Source organism: Thermodesulfovibrio sp. TK110 (genome assembly GCF_054658355.1).
Genome location: NZ_BAAHNB010000001.1, coordinates 1,075,120 through 1,091,004, shown reverse-complemented (window position 1 = coordinate 1,091,004; position 15,885 = coordinate 1,075,120). Strand labels below are relative to the sequence as shown.

Below are 15,885 nucleotides of genomic sequence, written 5' to 3'. Positions count from 1 at the left end.
ATTAAACTGTTCATATAAAGCCTAATAAAATCAATGCATTTCAATTCTGGCATAAGAATTGATATATGAATAAATAAAAAAATAAAAAAGGAGGTGAAAGAAGATGAAAAAAACATTCATAATAGCTTTGGTTGCTCTGTTCGCAGTTGCGATAATTGGTGGTGCAGCTTATGCATGGAGAGGTGCAGGGGCTGGATATGGTTGTCCTGGCTATACTGCTTTGGATCCTGAAAAGACTCAAAGATTTTATAATGACACAGCTTCACTCAGACAGAAGATGCTTCAGTTAAGAGGAGAGCTTGCACAGCTTTATGCACAGCCAAGCCCTGACTGGAATGCTATTGGCAAGAAGCAGCAGGAGATGGTTCAACTAAGAACTGAAATGCAGAAAAAAGCTCAGGAATATGGGCTCCCATATTATGGAATGGGCATGAAAAGATTTTGCAGAGGATGGTAAAATTGATTAGCGCATTAGCGCTAAAAAACAAAAGGAGGTTTAAGTTATGAAGAAGTTGCTTAGCATCATGGTAATGGCATTAGTCGTTGCAGTATTTGCAGGTGTATCTTTTGCTCAGAAAGGTATGGGACCGCAGTATCCTATAGGAGTTGATCCAGCTAAAGCACAGCAGTACTGTAAGGAAGTTCAGCCACTTTATCAAAAGGATTTACAGCTAAGGGGTGAACTTTTAACTCTCTGGGCACAACCAAACCCTGACTGGAATGCAATTAAGCAGAAAGAACAGGAAAGAGCAAACTTAAAAGTTGAAATGCACAAGAAGGCTTATGAAATGGGACTTCCTTATGCTCCAGGCGGTAAAAGAGGATTGAAAATCAGAAGAATCTGTGGATGGTAAAAAATTAAGGGGGCAATAGCCCCCTTTTTAATGATTAAGATGATGAAATGGATTATAGTTATAATGATTTCTCTGATAACCATAGGCCAGGTTGCAGAAGCTCAAGAATGGGAAGAAAGTTATGATCCAAATACTGAGATTGCCATTAAGGGGAAAATTGCTGAAATTATCCAAAGAGACTATGGACCAGTGGTAATTGGAATTACAAAACATGACAAAATTTACAGTATTATTACAGCACCAGGATGGTATATTGAGCAGGAAAAAATAGAATTTAATCTTGGAGATGAAGTGGTTGTTCATGGTTCAAAGTTTTTTTCAAAAAAAGGTGAATTTTTTATTATTGCAAGATCAATTCATAACATATCAACAGGCAAAATTTATTCATTTCGCGATGACAATATGAAGCCCTGCTGGAGAGAAGGAAAAAAACACAGGAAAAAATACTGGAAGTTTATTCCTCAATCGCCACCTTTTCAGTAGCCTCAACCATTCCTTCGCTTTCTTCTTTACCAATTAGTCTGTCCATATCAAGAAGTATGATAAGTCTATCTTCAAGTTTTGCAATTCCCCATATAAATTCTGAACTTACAGAATAAGTCATTGGAGGTGGTGGCTCAACAATGTCAGTGGATATTCTTAAAACTTCAGAGACTGAATCAACAATAAGCCCAATGGTTATACCCTGAATATCCATTATCATAATTCTTTGTTTTGATGTTTCTCCTTCCTCGGGAAGACCAAATTTTTTCCTTAGGCTAACAACAGGAATAACTTTTCCACGAAGATTTATAACACCTTCAACATAGTATGGAGCATTGGGAACTCTTGTTATTTCTTTCATTCTGTTTATTTCCTGAACCTTGAGAATATCAACAGCATATTCCTCCCCACCAAGGGTAAATGTAACAAGCTGAAGAATTTTTGTATCTCCACCTATTTTTTTCTCGCTTACTATCAGTGCTGTGTCCATCTCTCCCTCCAAAACTTTTTTAGTGAATTATAATGAAGTGTAACCTATTTGTCAATAACAATTCAATTCTCCTTCATTCTTGACTAAAATAGGACTGCCAAGCATAATAAAAAAGTGAAACTTTTAATGATCTCAAAAATTATTGCTACAGTCTTTTTTATTGGATACTGTCCTGTTGCACCTGGCACAGTGGCTTCTGTTTTTGTAATGGCTTTTTTATGGATTTTTAAACCTCATGATACGATTGTGCTATTTATATTACTAATTTCATTGATTTTGGGAACAATTTCTTCAGAAAAACTGGCAAAACATTTGAACAGTAAAGATCCATCCTGCATTGTGATAGATGAGTTTGCAGGCTATCTTACAGCGGTGATCTTTCTTCCATTAAACCTGAAAGTTTTGATTGCAGGATTTATTTTTTTCAGGTTTTTTGATATTGTAAAACCGCCTCCAATAAGACAAGCTGAAAGAATAGGTGGTGGATTTGGTATCATGATTGATGATTTTCTGGCAGGACTTTTTAGCAATCTTTTAATAAGGGTTTTTCTTCTGTTATGATATTTTATGCGTCTTTTTATAGCAATAGAACTTCCTTGGGAACTTAAAGAATTTCTTGCAGAACTGACCAGTTTCAACTTACCAATTGATGGAGTTAATATTGTTCAAAAGGAAAACTTTCACATTACATTAAAATTTCTTGGTGAGGTGGAAGAAAAAATTATCCCTCACTTAGTATTCACATTGAAATCCGTATCAAAGGAGTTTTCTAATTTTACATTGAAAATTACCACTCCTGGAGTTTTCCCTGATAAACTAAAACCAAGAGTCATATGGCTTGGTACAGAAAACACAGATACGCTTAAGAGATTAACAAATAGGATTGAGAAGGAAACCTGTAGTCTTGGTTTTCAAAGGGAAGAAAGAGAATTCAAGTCTCACATAACCTTAGCAAGAGTGAAGAATCACAGAAATGGAAAATATTTTTTTGACAAGATCTTAAAGAAATTTTCTGAAAAATCTTTTAATTTTCAATTTGAAGTTAAAGAGTTCGTTTTAATGAAAAGCACATTGACTCCAAAAGGTTCAATTTATTCGGTTTTAGAGAGGTTTCCTCTGCTCAAATAGTTTAATGGTATAATAAAAAAAGCTTAAAGAGGTGTTTTATGAATAAGGAAAAACTAAAGGCACTGGAAATTGCCATATCCCAGATTGAGAGAAATTTCGGCAAAGGCGCTATAATGCGTCTTGGAACTAAAGCTCAGGCAGAGGGAATAAGCGTAATCCCAACAGGTTCAATATCTCTTGATATAGCAACAGGTGTTGGAGGATATCCCCGTGGAAGAGTTATAGAAATCTTTGGACCTGAATCTTCAGGTAAAACAACCCTTGCTCTTCATGCAATTGCAGAGGCTCAGAGACTTGGTGGTGTTGCAGCATTTATAGATGCTGAACATGCCCTTGATGTCAATTACGCTTCAAAATTAGGTGTTGATGTGGAAAATTTACTGATAAGCCAGCCTGATACAGGAGAGCAGGCTCTGGAGGTAACAGAAACCCTTGTTCGTAGCGGAGCAGTTGATATTATTGTTATTGATTCAGTGGCTGCACTTGTTCCAAAGGCTGAAATTGAAGGAGAGATGGGAGACAGTCTTCCTGGACTTCAGGCAAGACTTATGAGTCAGGCATTGAGAAAGCTTACAGCAGCTATATCAAAATCTCAGACAGTGGTAATATTTATAAATCAACTGAGACAGAAAATTGGAGTAATGTTTGGAAATCCCGAGACAACACCTGGTGGCACTGCTTTGAAATTTTATGCTTCAATGAGGCTTGATATAAGAAAGACAGACACATTGAAGGAAGGGCAGGATACAACAGGTGGTAGAGTAAGGGTTAAAATTGTGAAAAATAAGGTAGCGCCACCATTCAAAGAAGCTCACTTTGATATATATTTTAATGAGGGAATATCAAAAACAGGCGAGGTTCTTGATCTTGCAGTGGAAAAGGGAATTATTGAAAAATCTGGAGCATGGTACAATTACAATGGAGTAAGATTTGCCCAGGGTAGAGAAAATGCTAAGGAGTATCTAAAAACTCATCCAGAAATCTTTAAAGAAGTTTACTCTAAGGTTATGGATGCTTATGGATTAAAGCCAAAGGTTATGGAAGGTGAAAAAGCAGAGCAATGAAGCACTGAAATATGCATTGCGATTAATTACTAAAAAAGACAGAACAGAAGCTGAAATAAGACACAGACTTTACAGAAAAGGATTTTCTCAAATGGATATTGAAGATGCAGTTGTTTACTTAAAGCAGAATGGATTTATAGATGATAGAAGATTTATCCAGAAGGCAGAAAAAATTGCGCAGGACAGATTTTTAGGGAATATGGGTCTAAAAAACTACTTTATAAGAAGAGGCATTGATAAAGAATTAGTTGACAGTATTCCTGAGATAGAAGAAATTCTCCTTGCTCAGAAACTTATCAAAAGAAAAATTCATTTAATCAAGCATGAGTCTTCAGATAAAAAAAGGGCTAAAATAGCAGGATATCTTCTAAGAAGAGGATTTTCATGGGAGACTGTAAATAAATGCTTGAATGAGAAATTCCTCGGAGATATAGAGTCTCCAGAGAATGATAATTTAAAGGAGGAAATTCAATGAGAGTTTTAATTGCTTTATTCATCGCATTACTTATCTTTGGATGTGCTTCTCAAGGGGTGAGATATACCTATGATGAGATTAAAAACTATCCACCTGATATTCAGGAAAGAATTGCAAAGGGAGAGATAGCACTTGGAATGACAAAGGAGCAGGTAAGGCTTGCATGGGGGAATCCTTCTTCTGTGAGGGTTCTTACTCCTGAAAAAGGAAAGCAAAGAGAGGAATGGATTTATTCTTCCTCTTTAGGGCTTTTAAAATCAAGGCTTATTTTTGTTGATGGTAAGCTCACATACATAATAAGCAATGAACAGAGAATAATAGAGGAGTAGTAGATGCAAAGTTCTGAAATAAGGAATCTATTTCTGGAATACTTTGTTTCTCATGGACATGAAGTTGTAAAGAGTTCTCCGCTCATTCCTAAGGATGATCCTTCACTGTTATTTACAAATGCAGGTATGGTTCAGTTTAAAAGAGTTTTTCTCGGTGAAGAACAGAGACCTTACAGTAGAGCCACCAGCTGTCAGAAGTGTATGCGTGCAGGTGGAAAACACAGTGATCTTGAAAATGTTGGGTTTACTGCAAGGCATCACACTTTTTTTGAGATGCTTGGCAATTTTTCCTTTGGCGATTACTTTAAAAGAGAAGCAATACTTTTTGCATGGAAACTTTTAACTGAACATTTTAAACTTCCAAAAGAAAAACTCTGGGTTTCAATTTATAAAGATGATGATGAATCTGCAGATATATGGGAGAAAGAGGTAGGAATTCCCTCAGATAAAATTGTTCGTTTAGGTGAAAAGGATAACTTTTGGCAGATGGGAGATACAGGTCCCTCTGGACCATGCTCTGAGATAATAATTGATCAGGGTGAAGATTTCGGATGTGGAAAATCTGACTGTTCAGTAGGATGCGATTGTGATAGATTTCTTGAACTGTGGAATCTTGTTTTTATGCAGTATAACAGGGACGAAGAGGGAAAATTGACTCCTCTTCCAAAACCAAGTATTGATACAGGAATGGGACTTGAAAGAATTACAGCAGTATTGCAGGGTAAGAAAACAAATTTTGATACAGATCTTTTTCAACCAATTATTTCCGAAATCTGCTCTGTTTTAAATGTAAGCTACGGTAAAGAAAGGAAAATTGACATTTCAATAAAAGTTATTGCAGATCACATTAGAGCTTCCACTTTTTTGATAGCTGAGGGACTTATTCCTTCCAATGAAGGAAGAGGTTATGTTTTAAGAAGAATTATAAGAAGGGCATTGAGACATATTAAGCTGCTTCAGTATGATAGGGTGGCTTTTTATAGATTTGTTGAACCTGTTATTGTAACTCTTGGAGCAGTTTATCCTGAGATTGTTTCTGAAAGAAAAAGAGCTGAAAAGATTATAAAGGTGGAGGAAGAGAGATTTCTTAGGAGCCTTGAAAGGGCGCAACAGATTTTTGATGAAATAATTGAAAATATTAAGAAATCAGACTCAAAGATTCTTCCTGGAGAAGAAATCTTCAGACTCTATGATACCTTTGGTTTACCTTTTGATTTAATAAAGGAGATGGCTCAGGATTCTGAATTAGAGCTTGATGAAGCAGGTTTTTACAGAGAGCTTAATAAACAGCGTGAGAGGGCAAGGGCAGCCTCAAAAGCTCAGGAAATTGGAATAGATGAAGTATATAAAGAATTAAGAGCCAGGGCTAAAGAGTTTAAATTTACAGGTTACACTGATTATGAAGCAGAAACAACGATTTATGCCATTTTAAAAGATGGACAGAGTGTGAAAAAACTTGAGAAGGGCGAAGAAGGAGAAGTTTTTCTCTATGAAACTCCCTTTTATGCGGAATCAGGTGGACAGGTTGGAGATACGGGAATAATAATTTCAGGCTCAGGTAAAGCAGAGGTTTTTGATACTAAGAAGAAAGCAGGACTTCATTGTCATAAAGTAAGAGTTATTGAAGGAAGTATAAAAGAAGGTGATAGAGTTTTTGCAAAGATTGATATAGAAAGAAGAAAGGCAATTGCAAGAAATCACACAGCAACCCATCTTCTTCACAGTGCTCTAAGAGCTGTTCTTGGTGAGCATGTAAAGCAGGCTGGAAGCCTTGTTGCACCAGACAGACTGCGTTTTGATTTTACCCATTTTGATGCCTTGGGTGATAATGAGTTACAGGAAATTGAAAGCATTGTCAATGAGAAAATAGTTGAAAATTTACCTGTCATAGTAGAGATAAAGTCCCTAAATGATGCATTGAATGAAGGTGTTATAGCTCTTTTTGAAGATAAATATGAAGATACTGTTAGAGTTGTAAAAATTCTCGGATTCAGTAAGGAACTCTGCGGTGGTACACACTGTAAATCAACTGGTGAAATAGGAAGTTTTTATATTATTTCAGAAGGTTCTGTTGCATCAGGAATCAGAAGAGTTGAAGCTGTCACAGGAGTCTCTGCCTTTGAATATGCTAACAGGCATAGAGAGCAGATAAAAAATATCTCTCAGATTCTTAAATCATCAGATCCTGTTAAAGCAGTACAGAGACTTATTAATGAATTAAAGGCAAAGCAACAGGAAATTGAAGCATTGAAAGAAAAACTTCTTAGCCACAGTATTGATGAATTTATAAAACAGGCAAAAGACATAGACGGAGTTAAAGCACTGGCAGTAAAACTTGAAGGAGTTGATACAAAATCATTAAGAACACTTTCAGACAAAATTAGAGAAAAACTGCATCCAGCAGTAATTCTACTTGCATCAAAGACTGATGGTCAGGGAATTCTGGTTCTGTCAGTTACAAAAGATGCAACAACTAAATATGATGCTGGAAAACTTTTAAAGAACATTACTCAGGCAATTGGTGGTAAGGGTGGAGGAAAGGCTGATTCTGCCCAGGGTGGATGTCCTGATGCTGCAAGTATTGACAAAGCAGTGGAAATATTTTATGAATTAATTGAAAAATAATGGGGAGGGAAAGATGCTTCAGGATTTGTTTAAAAATATGATTTTTGCCTGTCTTGGAATGCAGGAAATACTTAGAGAATTTCTTAATGACCTTGTAAAAAGAGGGAAAATGAGCGAGTCAGAAGCTGCAAAGATAGTGAATGAATTCATATCAAAATCTGAAGAAGCAAAGGAGGGCTTTAAAGAAAATTTTAAAGAGATGATTCAAAAAACACTTCAGGGAATGAATTTAGCAACAAAAGATGAGATTGAAAGCCTGAAATCTTTGATAAATGAAATAAATCTAAGGATTACAAAGATTGAAGAAAAATTGAAAGAATAATTGAAAATCTATGATTGATCTGGATAAAGCTAAGATTTTAAGAAACATTCCTTCAGTTGACAGAATTCTGAAAAATGAAAAAATAAAAGCTCTCCTCAAAGAGTATTCCTGCTCATTGATCAAGGAATCAGTAAGAAGTGTTCTTGACAGTTTGAGAGCTAAGGTTTTAGAAGGCAATTTTTTAGAGATTGACGAAGATAAGATAGTTGAAGAGATAAAGAAATGCTTGAACAAAAAATATTCTCTTCAGCCTGTCATAAATGCCACAGGAGTTGTGATTCATACAAATCTTGGAAGAGCAATCCTTCCAGAAGAGGCAATCAGGCATGTTGTTGAGATTGCTCAGAGTTATTCAAATCTTGAGTATGACCTTGAAATGGGCAAGAGAGGGAAAAGATATATTCATATTGTTGATGCTGTAAAAAAGATTGTGAATGTAGAGTCAGCAGTTGTGGTAAATAACAATGCAGGTGCGGTTTTCCTATGTCTTAATACACTTGCTCAGGGTAAAGAAGTAGTTGTTTCTCGTGGAGAACTCGTTGAAATAGGAGGTTCTTTTAGAATTCCTGATGTTATGGCTCAATCAGGTGCTATATTAAGGGAAGTAGGAACAACAAATAAAACCAGATTAAGTGATTATGAAAGGGCAATAAATGAAAATACAGCTTTGTTACTAAAAGTACACAGATCAAACTTCAAAATTACAGGCTTTACAGAAGAAGTTTCAGTAAAAGAACTTTACGAACTTGGAAAACAAAGAGGAATTCCTGTAATGGTTGACCTTGGCAGCGGATGTTTTATTGATTTAAAAAAATACGGATTCTATGGAGAACCCTCGGTTCAGGAAGTGATAAATGAAGGAGCTGATATTGTTACTTTCAGCGGAGATAAACTTCTTGGAGGAGCTCAGGCAGGATTTATAATTGGTAAATCAGCTCTTATTGAAAGAATATCAAAAAATCCCCTTATGAGGGCATTAAGAGTTGATAAACTTACACTTGCAGCTCTTGAGGCAACTTTAATGCTTTATATTGATGAAAAAGAAGCCATTGAAAAAATTCCTACATTGAGAATGATTCTTGAATCACCAGAAAAAATCAAAAAAAGAGCAGCTAAGATATTGAAAATGTTTAAAAAACATGGGATTGAGGCAATGCTAAAAGAAGATGTATCAATGCCAGGAGGAGGTTCACTCCCTGAAACTGGAGTCAAAACCTATGTGGTTGCTATCAGCACAGCTCAGCCTGATGAATTTTTAAAAAAATTAAGACAAACTCAGCCTCCAGTTGTTGGAAGAATAAAGGATGATTTTGTTATTTTTGATGCAAGAACCATCCAGGAAAGAGAGATTCCTTTAGTTGTGAAAGCTGTCAAACAAATTTTGGAATAATGCTTATATGAGCCTTAGAAAACAATATGAGGAAATAGAAAAAACTATTCTACATCCAAAAGCATGTTTAAGCTGTCAAACAAAGGGAAGGCTGAAGCCTGAAACAGAGGATGACATCAGAACTTCTTTTCAGCGTGACAGAGATAGAATCATCCACAGTAAAGCTTTTCGCAGGCTTAAGCACAAAACGCAGGTTTTCTTTTCTCCTCAGGGTGATCACTATAGAACCAGACTTACTCATGTTCTTGAAGTTTCTCAAATTGCCAGAACAATTGCAAGAGCATTAAGACTTAATGAAGATTTGACAGAAGCCATTGCACTGGGTCATGATCTTGGACACACTCCTTTTGGCCATGCTGGAGAAGCAATCCTCAGGGAACTTCATCCAGGAGGCTTTGAACACTATGAGCAGAGTCTGAGAGTAGTTGATATTCTTGAGAAAAATGGAGAAGGACTTAATCTTACATTTGAAGTAAGGGATGGAATATTAAAACATTCTAAAGGACGAGGAAAGATTTTAAGTGATGAGCCAGTGACTCTGGAAGGGCAAATCGTAAGAGTAGGAGATGTTATTGCCTATTTAAATCATGATATTGATGATGCATTGAGAGCTGGAATTATTAAAGAAAGTGATATTCCGCAAAAGTTTTTAAAATTTTTTGGTGATAGGCATTCAAAAAGAATTGATAAGATGGTAAGAGATGTTATTTTTACCACTGTAAAAGAAGACTACAAAAAGATCTCCATGTCTTCTGAAATGGAAGAAATGGTTTATGATTTCAGGGATTTTCTTTTTGAAAAAGTTTATTACAACGAACGAGTTATTCAGGAGTTTAAAAAGGCAAAAAGAATACTTGAAAGTCTTTATAATTATTATCTTGAAAATCCTCATGCAATAGATGCACAGGGGCTTGAAGAAAAGGAACTTCACAGAAAAATATGTGATTTCATTGCAGGAATGACAGACAGATATGCACTTTACACATTTGAAAAAATATTTATACCAAAGAGCTGGGCAGTACCATGATTGAAGGAATTGGTGTAGATATTGTTTCAGTTGAAAGAATAAAAAAAATTTACGAAAGATTTGGAAGAAAGTTTTTAGATAGAGTTTTTACTGAAGGAGAGATTGCTTACAGTTTCAGTTATTCAAATCCTTTCTGTCATCTTGCAGCTCGTTTTGCTGTAAAAGAAGCAGTTATTAAAGCATTGAAAAAGCCTTCAGATTTGAGTTTAAAGGATATTGAGGTAAAGAACAATTCTGATGGCTCACCGGAGGTCAAAATAGAAGGATTTAATAAAAAAATCTTTGTATCCCTTTCTCATGAAAAAAACTACACTGTAGCAATGGTTATTGTGGTAAAGCTTTACTGAAATGTTGTGATTTTGCTAAATTAAAAATATGGATAGAATTCCAATGACACCTGATGGTTATGAAAAACTGAAAGAAGAACTTGACAGATTGATAAAAATTGAGCGTCCTGCAATAATAAAAGCAATTGCAGAAGCTCGTGCTCATGGAGATTTATCAGAAAACGCAGAGTATCATGCTGCTCGTGAAAAGCAATCATTTATTGAAGGAAGAATTCAACAACTGCAAGCAAAGCTCTCCCGTGCTTATGTAATTGATCCAGCAAAGATAAATCAAAACAAAGTTGCCTTTGGTGCCAAAGTAAGAGTTCTTGACCTTGATACAGATGAAGAAAAAGAGTTTCATCTCGTTGGTCCTGATGAAGTTGATGTAAAAAACGGAAAAATCTCAATTACTTCGCCTGTAGGCAAAGCTTTAATAGGGAAAGAAGTTGGTGATCAGGTTACAATAAAGGCTCCTGCAAGAACTATTAATTACGAAATTATCTCTATAAGCTTTGAATAAGCTATTTAAATCAAAAATAATAACTAACGAAGCAGTTACAGAGGAAATTTATTTAATATCTCTTGAATTTCCTGAGAATATTGAAACAAAACCAGGACAGTTCTGCATTCTAAGGATAAATGAAAGACTTGATCCTCTTTTGGGAAGACCTTTTAGCATTTTTGACCATCTCCCAGGTGAAATCAAGTTTTTATACAGAGTAAAAGGAAAGGGAACAAGGATTCTTAGCAGTCTTAAAAAAGGTGAGCTTCTTACTATTACAGGTCCATTTGGAAGAGGATATCCTTTCCCTCATGGTGATTTTATAGTAATTGCAGGAGGAATTGGACTTGCTTCAGTTTATTATTTGATTAAAAAATTTCCTAAAAAGGCGCATCTTTTTTACGGAGTAAGAAATGAAAAAGAGATACTTTTTTATGAAGAGTTAAAAGAGTTTGCAAAGCATGTTTATATTTCCACTGAGAAAGAAACATCCCATACATACAGGGGTGTTGTTACAGAATTATTTAAAGAAAAAGGCAAAAATTTATCCTTGCCCATCTATGCATGTGGACCTATGATAATGCTTAAAGAGCTTAAAAAGATAGTTAAAGAAGAACAGCCATGCTATATTGCCACAGAGGAAAGAATGGCTTGCGGCGTTGGTGCATGTCTTGGCTGTGTAATAAGAACAAAGCAAGGATTTAAAAGAGTGTGCACTGACGGACCTGTTTTTGAGATTAAGGAGCTTTTATTATGATACCATCCTTAGAGGTTAAAATAGGCAATGTTACTTTTAAAAATCCTGTTTTAACAGCTTCTGGCACCTTTGGATATGGGCTTGAGTATTCGCAGTTTGTTGATCTAAATCTTTTAGGTGGGATTGTCATAAAGGGTCTTTCATTACAGCCAAAACAGGGAAATCCTCCTCCAAGAATTTATGAGACTGCATGTGGAATGATTAACTCAATCGGTCTACAAAATATAGGATTTGAAGCATTTAAGAGAGAAAAACTTCCATTTTTGAAAAAATTCAACACTCACATAATAGTAAATTTTTTCGGTGAAAATCTTGATGAATACATTGAAATGGCTCATTTACTTGATTCCTTAAAAGAAATTACTGCCCTTGAGATGAATGTTTCATGCCCTAATAAAGAAAGTGAGTGGAGAAGGATGGGGTTGGAACCTAATTTGTTAAAAAAAGCTGTAAAAGAAGTGAGAGCCAGTACAAAAAAAACATTAATTGTAAAGCTCAGTCCTCAAGGAGATGTTGCTTTAATGGCAAAAATCTGTGAAGATGAAGGTGCAGATGCTGTTTCTCTGATTAACACAATTCCTGCAATGGTTATTGATATAAAAAGCCGTAGAAGTATGTTAGGAACTTCCACAGGAGGTCTTTCAGGTCCTGCAATAAAGCCTGTAGCATTAAGAGCAGTATGGGAGGCTTCACAGGCTATTAAAATTCCTGTAATTGGAATAGGAGGAATTGTAACTGCAGAGGATGCATTACAATTTTTAATTGTTGGAGCAAGAGCTATTCAGGTGGGAACAGCTAATTTTATAAATCCTCAGGCAACAGTGGAAATAATTGAAGGAATTAAGCAGTTTTTGATTGAAGAAAACATAAAAGATGTAAATGAAATCATTGGAAGCTTCATCCAGTAAAATAATTACGATTTTAACAGATTTTGGGTTAAAAGATCCTTTTGTTGGACAGATGAAAGGAGTGATTTTAAGTATAAATCCAAATGTAAAAATAGTTGATATTACTCATGAAATTGAACCTCAGGCAGTTGAAGATGCTGCTTTTGTTCTGTATGAGAGCTTTAGGTATTTTCCTGAAGGAAGCATTCATATAGCAGTTGTTGATCCAGAAGTTGGTTCTCAGAGAAAAGCTTTGATAGTTAGCTCACAGGGGCACTGCTTTATTGCACCTGATAATGGTATTCTCAGTTATGTTTTAAAAGAGCCTTTCTATGCCGTATCTATTGAAAATGAGAAGTATTTTTTAAGAAAAAGTTCTACTTTTCAAGGTAGAGATGTTTTTGCACCAGCTGCTGCCTGGCTTTCAAAGGGTATTGAAATAACTGAATTTGGAACTCCTCTAAAGGAGATTCAAATCTTTAAAACTCTTAATGATATTCAGGAGTTTGATGATAAAATTGTTGGCAAAATAGTTTACATTGACAGATTCGGCAATGCAATAACAAATATAAAACCAGAAAATAAAAAAATAAGGCAAATAAAAGTAAAAGGCTTAACACTCCCTGTTGTAAGCTTTTATTCACAGTATCCTCATAAACCAGCAGCAGTTATAAACAGTGATGGATTTATTGAGATATTCATTTACATGGGTAATGCTAAAGAGGTTCTAAACTTAAAGAAACACCAGACTGTGGAGGCTTTTTTATATGGATGAAGTTGTAAAGGGATTAATAAAGAATGAGCATGTTTTAGTTGTTGCAACCATCTGCACAGAAACAGTTGAGTATGCAAGGAAAATTCATGATACCTGGCCTACGGCAACTGCAGCTATGGGAAGAGTTATTGCTGGAAGTCTTCTTTTAGCATCAACACTGAAGGACAGGCAAAAAGTAATGATTCAGATAAAGGGTGACGGACCACTTAAAGAGGTTGTTGCTGAATCAGACTTTCTTTATAGAGTTCGTGCTTATGTTAAAAGGCCTCATATTTACATGGGATTGAAGAATGAAAAAATTGATGTGGGAAGGGCAATTGGTAAAGGCTTTTTAAATGTAATAAGAGATCTTGGTTTAAGAGAATACTATCAAAGCAGTGTGGCACTAAGAACAGGCGAGATTGCAAAAGATCTTGCTTATTATTTAAATGTTTCTGAGCAGATTCCTTCAGCAGTCTCTCTTGGAGTTTATGTAGAAACAGACAACTCAGTTAAGGCAGCAGCCGGATTTATGATTCAAACAATGCCTGAAACAAGGGCTGAAATAATTGATTTTCTTGAAAGAAAGCTTTCGCAAACACAATCAGTTTCATCAATGGTACTACAGGGGATGGATTGTCTCAGCATGCTTGAAGAAGCTGTAGGACTTCCCATTGAGGTTCTTCATAGAGGCACAGTTTCCTACTTCTGTCCCTGTACAAAAGACAGAGTTATCAACGCAATTGTTACTCTCGGAAAAGAGGAAATTCAGAAAATGATTGATGAAGGAGAAACAGTTGAAGTTGAATGCTATTTCTGCAAGAAAACATATAAGGTAACAGTAGAGGAATTACAGAGTCTTCTCAGGGAGATTTAAGTTTTAGCTTAAAGTTATAATCAGCAAATTTGTCTTTTTTCTTAATAAAAAGCCATTCATCTGATTTTCCTTTAAGTTTCACTAAAACAAAGTTTCCTCTCAGAATCTCGCCTTCCATAAAAATCTCCCACTGTCCCTCTTCAGGAGATCCTTTCACAGTGCTGTACTGTCCCTTATCCCAGATATAGACTTCTCCTGCTCCATACTGTCCTTCTGGAATAACGCCTTCAAAATTACCATACTCCAGTGCGTGGTCTTCAACCTGAATGGCAAGACGCTTATCCTGTGGATTCATTGAAGGACCTTTGGGAATTGCCCATGATTTAAGTACTCCATCCTTTTCAAGTCTTAGATCAAAATGGAGCTTTTTTGCATGATGCTCATGGACAACAAAATATGGCATAAAACCTCCCTATTTCTTTGCAAAAATTCTTTTAATAACCATTGTGGCATAGGAGCCTCTGGGAAGAATAAATCCAAGAATGAGTTTCTTTTTGCCTTCATAAATTTCGTCATCTCCAATGTTATACTGTATTTTTGGAATAACAAGAACTGCTCTTGGAACTGATTTAAAGAATGACTGTCTTATTTTTTTAAGATTAAACTGTGCAGGTCTTATCTGTCTTTCTGAAAGTATCTCATTGTATATCTCTTCAACAAAAGCATCCGATATTTCTGCTTTTGAAGAGGCTAAGGGAATTTCCAGATTTTTAAGATATTCAAAATTTTTATTATCAATTTCATCAAAAAATATATAATCTCCTGCAATTCCTTTATGATAAAGGAGAGTTTCATCTGGTAGCAATCTTTTTATAAGCCTTCTTACTGTTTCATTCCAGATAAAGCTTTGATAGGCAGCAAAAAACATTGACATCTCTTCCTTAGGGATTTTCTGCAAAGGTAAAAGATAATCCTTTGGATGTTCTTTAAGATATTTGAATGTAAATTTTTCAAACTTTGTTTTTGCTAAACTCAGGCAAACGTTCCAGTTGCCCCAGTTTTCAAGAATTTTTCTTTTTCTTTCCTTTGCTAATTTTTTATCTTCAGGGTATATGTGAGTAAGATAGATTTTGAGTGCACCATTGTAGTGAGTTTTAATGATTTTTTCAGCAATAAATCCCTGCTCTGGATCATAGCTTCCAAAACGCTGGTCATCAAAGTAGTTTATAAATCCCTGTGTTTGAACCTTTTCTATATGGGATATGATAAGATCAATCGTTTTTTCAGGTATGGCTCTTACTGTTATTTTAAATACATTGCAATCAATTAGCAGTGGAGTCATTGGTTGATCTGAAAATCCAGCATGTTTAAGTTCAAAGCGGTCTTCTTTTAAATTAATTTTACGAGGTGAGTTTTTTATTGTTATGAACTGTTCTGTAATGCCATGTCTGTCTTTTTTACCTCCGTAGGAGATGCTGTCAAGCGGAATTTTCAATGTTCTGGCAATTTTTTTTAATAAATCAAAAGTATTCCATCCTGTCTTTTTTAAAATAAAAACACTGTATGGACCTTTTTCTTTCAAAGGTATTGAACTTATCTCTTTTACAATGAAATCTTCGGGCTTAACTTTAATTTTATATGCCATTTTTTGG

At 35.3% G+C, this 15,885-nt stretch carries 21 protein-coding genes; 18 read left to right on the top strand and 3 right to left on the bottom strand.

Going from position 1 to position 15,885, the window contains the following annotated elements; translation table 11 throughout:
* Window positions 1–103: 103 nt before the first annotated feature.
* From ACYQ3X_RS05665 to ACYQ3X_RS05655, 3 genes are read left to right on the top strand one after another with little or no spacing between them, the layout of a single operon-like run.
* Entirely contained in the window at window positions 104–457 is a 354-nt protein-coding gene (locus ACYQ3X_RS05665; protein WP_460180847.1) for a Spy/CpxP family protein refolding chaperone, read from the top strand.
* 46 nt (window positions 458–503) lie between these two features.
* Window positions 504–854 (top strand): Spy/CpxP family protein refolding chaperone, encoded by a 351-nt coding sequence (locus tag ACYQ3X_RS05660; protein ID WP_460180846.1) that lies wholly within the window; start codon window positions 504–506, stop codon window positions 852–854.
* A 42-nt stretch (window positions 855–896) separates the two neighbouring features.
* Window positions 897–1,337 carry a hypothetical protein gene (locus tag ACYQ3X_RS05655; protein ID WP_460180845.1) on the top strand — a complete coding sequence of 147 codons (441 nt, stop codon included), beginning with the start codon at window positions 897–899 and terminating at the stop codon, window positions 1,335–1,337.
* On the opposite strand, the gene ACYQ3X_RS05650 is transcribed toward ACYQ3X_RS05655, so the two are convergent.
* Window positions 1,309–1,827 carry a chemotaxis protein CheW gene (locus ACYQ3X_RS05650; protein ID WP_460180844.1) on the bottom strand — a complete coding sequence of 173 codons (519 nt, stop codon included), beginning with the start codon at window positions 1,825–1,827 and terminating at the stop codon, window positions 1,309–1,311. The genes ACYQ3X_RS05655 and ACYQ3X_RS05650 overlap by 29 nt on opposite strands.
* 114 nt (window positions 1,828–1,941) lie before the next feature.
* Between ACYQ3X_RS05650 and ACYQ3X_RS05645 the strand changes: the two genes are divergently transcribed.
* From ACYQ3X_RS05645 to hslO, 15 genes are read left to right on the top strand one after another with little or no spacing between them, the layout of a single operon-like run.
* Complete coding sequence (locus ACYQ3X_RS05645) at window positions 1,942–2,388, top strand: phosphatidylglycerophosphatase A family protein (RefSeq protein ID WP_460180843.1); 447 nt, start codon at window positions 1,942–1,944, stop codon at window positions 2,386–2,388.
* A gap of 6 nt (window positions 2,389–2,394) precedes the next feature.
* A complete protein-coding gene (thpR, locus tag ACYQ3X_RS05640; protein ID WP_460180842.1) occupies window positions 2,395–2,955 on the top strand; it encodes an RNA 2',3'-cyclic phosphodiesterase in 561 nt (186 codons plus the stop codon).
* 38 nt (window positions 2,956–2,993) lie between these two features.
* Entirely contained in the window at window positions 2,994–4,019 is a 1,026-nt protein-coding gene (recA, locus tag ACYQ3X_RS05635) for a recombinase RecA (protein ID WP_460180841.1), read from the top strand.
* Complete coding sequence (locus ACYQ3X_RS05630) at window positions 4,000–4,494, top strand: regulatory protein RecX (RefSeq protein ID WP_460180840.1); 495 nt, start codon at window positions 4,000–4,002, stop codon at window positions 4,492–4,494. The genes recA and ACYQ3X_RS05630 overlap by 20 nt, the downstream gene beginning before the upstream one ends.
* Window positions 4,491–4,823, top strand: coding sequence for a hypothetical protein (locus ACYQ3X_RS05625; protein WP_460180839.1), 333 nt, complete (start codon window positions 4,491–4,493; stop codon window positions 4,821–4,823). Before ACYQ3X_RS05630 ends, ACYQ3X_RS05625 begins: the two co-directional genes overlap by 4 nt.
* Before the next feature lie 3 nt (window positions 4,824–4,826).
* Window positions 4,827–7,448, top strand: a complete 2,622-nt coding sequence (alaS, locus tag ACYQ3X_RS05620; protein WP_460180838.1) for an alanine--tRNA ligase — start codon at window positions 4,827–4,829, stop codon at window positions 7,446–7,448.
* 13 nt (window positions 7,449–7,461) lie between these two features.
* Window positions 7,462–7,770 carry a phasin family protein gene (locus ACYQ3X_RS05615; RefSeq protein WP_460180837.1) on the top strand — a complete coding sequence of 103 codons (309 nt, stop codon included), beginning with the start codon at window positions 7,462–7,464 and terminating at the stop codon, window positions 7,768–7,770.
* Between the two features lie 19 nt (window positions 7,771–7,789).
* A complete protein-coding gene (gene selA, locus ACYQ3X_RS05610) occupies window positions 7,790–9,160 on the top strand; it encodes an L-seryl-tRNA(Sec) selenium transferase (RefSeq protein ID WP_460181695.1) in 1,371 nt (456 codons plus the stop codon).
* A gap of 7 nt (window positions 9,161–9,167) precedes the next feature.
* Complete coding sequence (locus ACYQ3X_RS05605; RefSeq protein WP_460180836.1) at window positions 9,168–10,187, top strand: deoxyguanosinetriphosphate triphosphohydrolase; 1,020 nt, start codon at window positions 9,168–9,170, stop codon at window positions 10,185–10,187.
* Entirely contained in the window at window positions 10,184–10,534 is a 351-nt protein-coding gene (gene acpS, locus ACYQ3X_RS05600) for a holo-ACP synthase (RefSeq protein WP_460180835.1), read from the top strand. Before ACYQ3X_RS05605 ends, acpS begins: the two co-directional genes overlap by 4 nt.
* Before the next feature lie 28 nt (window positions 10,535–10,562).
* Window positions 10,563–11,036 carry a transcription elongation factor GreA gene (gene greA / locus ACYQ3X_RS05595; protein ID WP_460180834.1) on the top strand — a complete coding sequence of 158 codons (474 nt, stop codon included), beginning with the start codon at window positions 10,563–10,565 and terminating at the stop codon, window positions 11,034–11,036.
* Window positions 11,029–11,775 carry a dihydroorotate dehydrogenase electron transfer subunit gene (locus tag ACYQ3X_RS05590; RefSeq protein ID WP_460180833.1) on the top strand — a complete coding sequence of 249 codons (747 nt, stop codon included), beginning with the start codon at window positions 11,029–11,031 and terminating at the stop codon, window positions 11,773–11,775. The genes greA and ACYQ3X_RS05590 overlap by 8 nt, the downstream gene beginning before the upstream one ends.
* The gene (locus ACYQ3X_RS05585; RefSeq protein WP_460180832.1) at window positions 11,772–12,683 is read left to right on the top strand and encodes a dihydroorotate dehydrogenase; all 912 of its coding nucleotides are present in this window, start codon (window positions 11,772–11,774) and stop codon (window positions 12,681–12,683) included. Before ACYQ3X_RS05590 ends, ACYQ3X_RS05585 begins: the two co-directional genes overlap by 4 nt.
* Window positions 12,655–13,437, top strand: coding sequence for an SAM hydrolase/SAM-dependent halogenase family protein (locus tag ACYQ3X_RS05580; protein ID WP_460180831.1), 783 nt, complete (start codon window positions 12,655–12,657; stop codon window positions 13,435–13,437). The genes ACYQ3X_RS05585 and ACYQ3X_RS05580 overlap by 29 nt, the downstream gene beginning before the upstream one ends.
* Window positions 13,430–14,293, top strand: a complete 864-nt coding sequence (hslO, locus tag ACYQ3X_RS05575) for an Hsp33 family molecular chaperone HslO (RefSeq protein ID WP_460180830.1) — start codon at window positions 13,430–13,432, stop codon at window positions 14,291–14,293. Before ACYQ3X_RS05580 ends, hslO begins: the two co-directional genes overlap by 8 nt.
* Here the strand turns inward: hslO and ACYQ3X_RS05570 are convergent.
* Entirely contained in the window at window positions 14,280–14,696 is a 417-nt protein-coding gene (locus ACYQ3X_RS05570) for a DNA polymerase ligase N-terminal domain-containing protein (RefSeq protein WP_460180829.1), read from the bottom strand. The two genes, hslO and ACYQ3X_RS05570, sit on opposite strands and share 14 nt — an antisense overlap.
* 9 nt (window positions 14,697–14,705) lie before the next feature.
* Window positions 14,706–15,878, bottom strand: a complete 1,173-nt coding sequence (gene truD, locus ACYQ3X_RS05565) for a tRNA pseudouridine(13) synthase TruD (RefSeq protein ID WP_460180828.1) — start codon at window positions 15,876–15,878, stop codon at window positions 14,706–14,708.
* Between the last annotated feature and the right edge of the window lie 7 nt (window positions 15,879–15,885).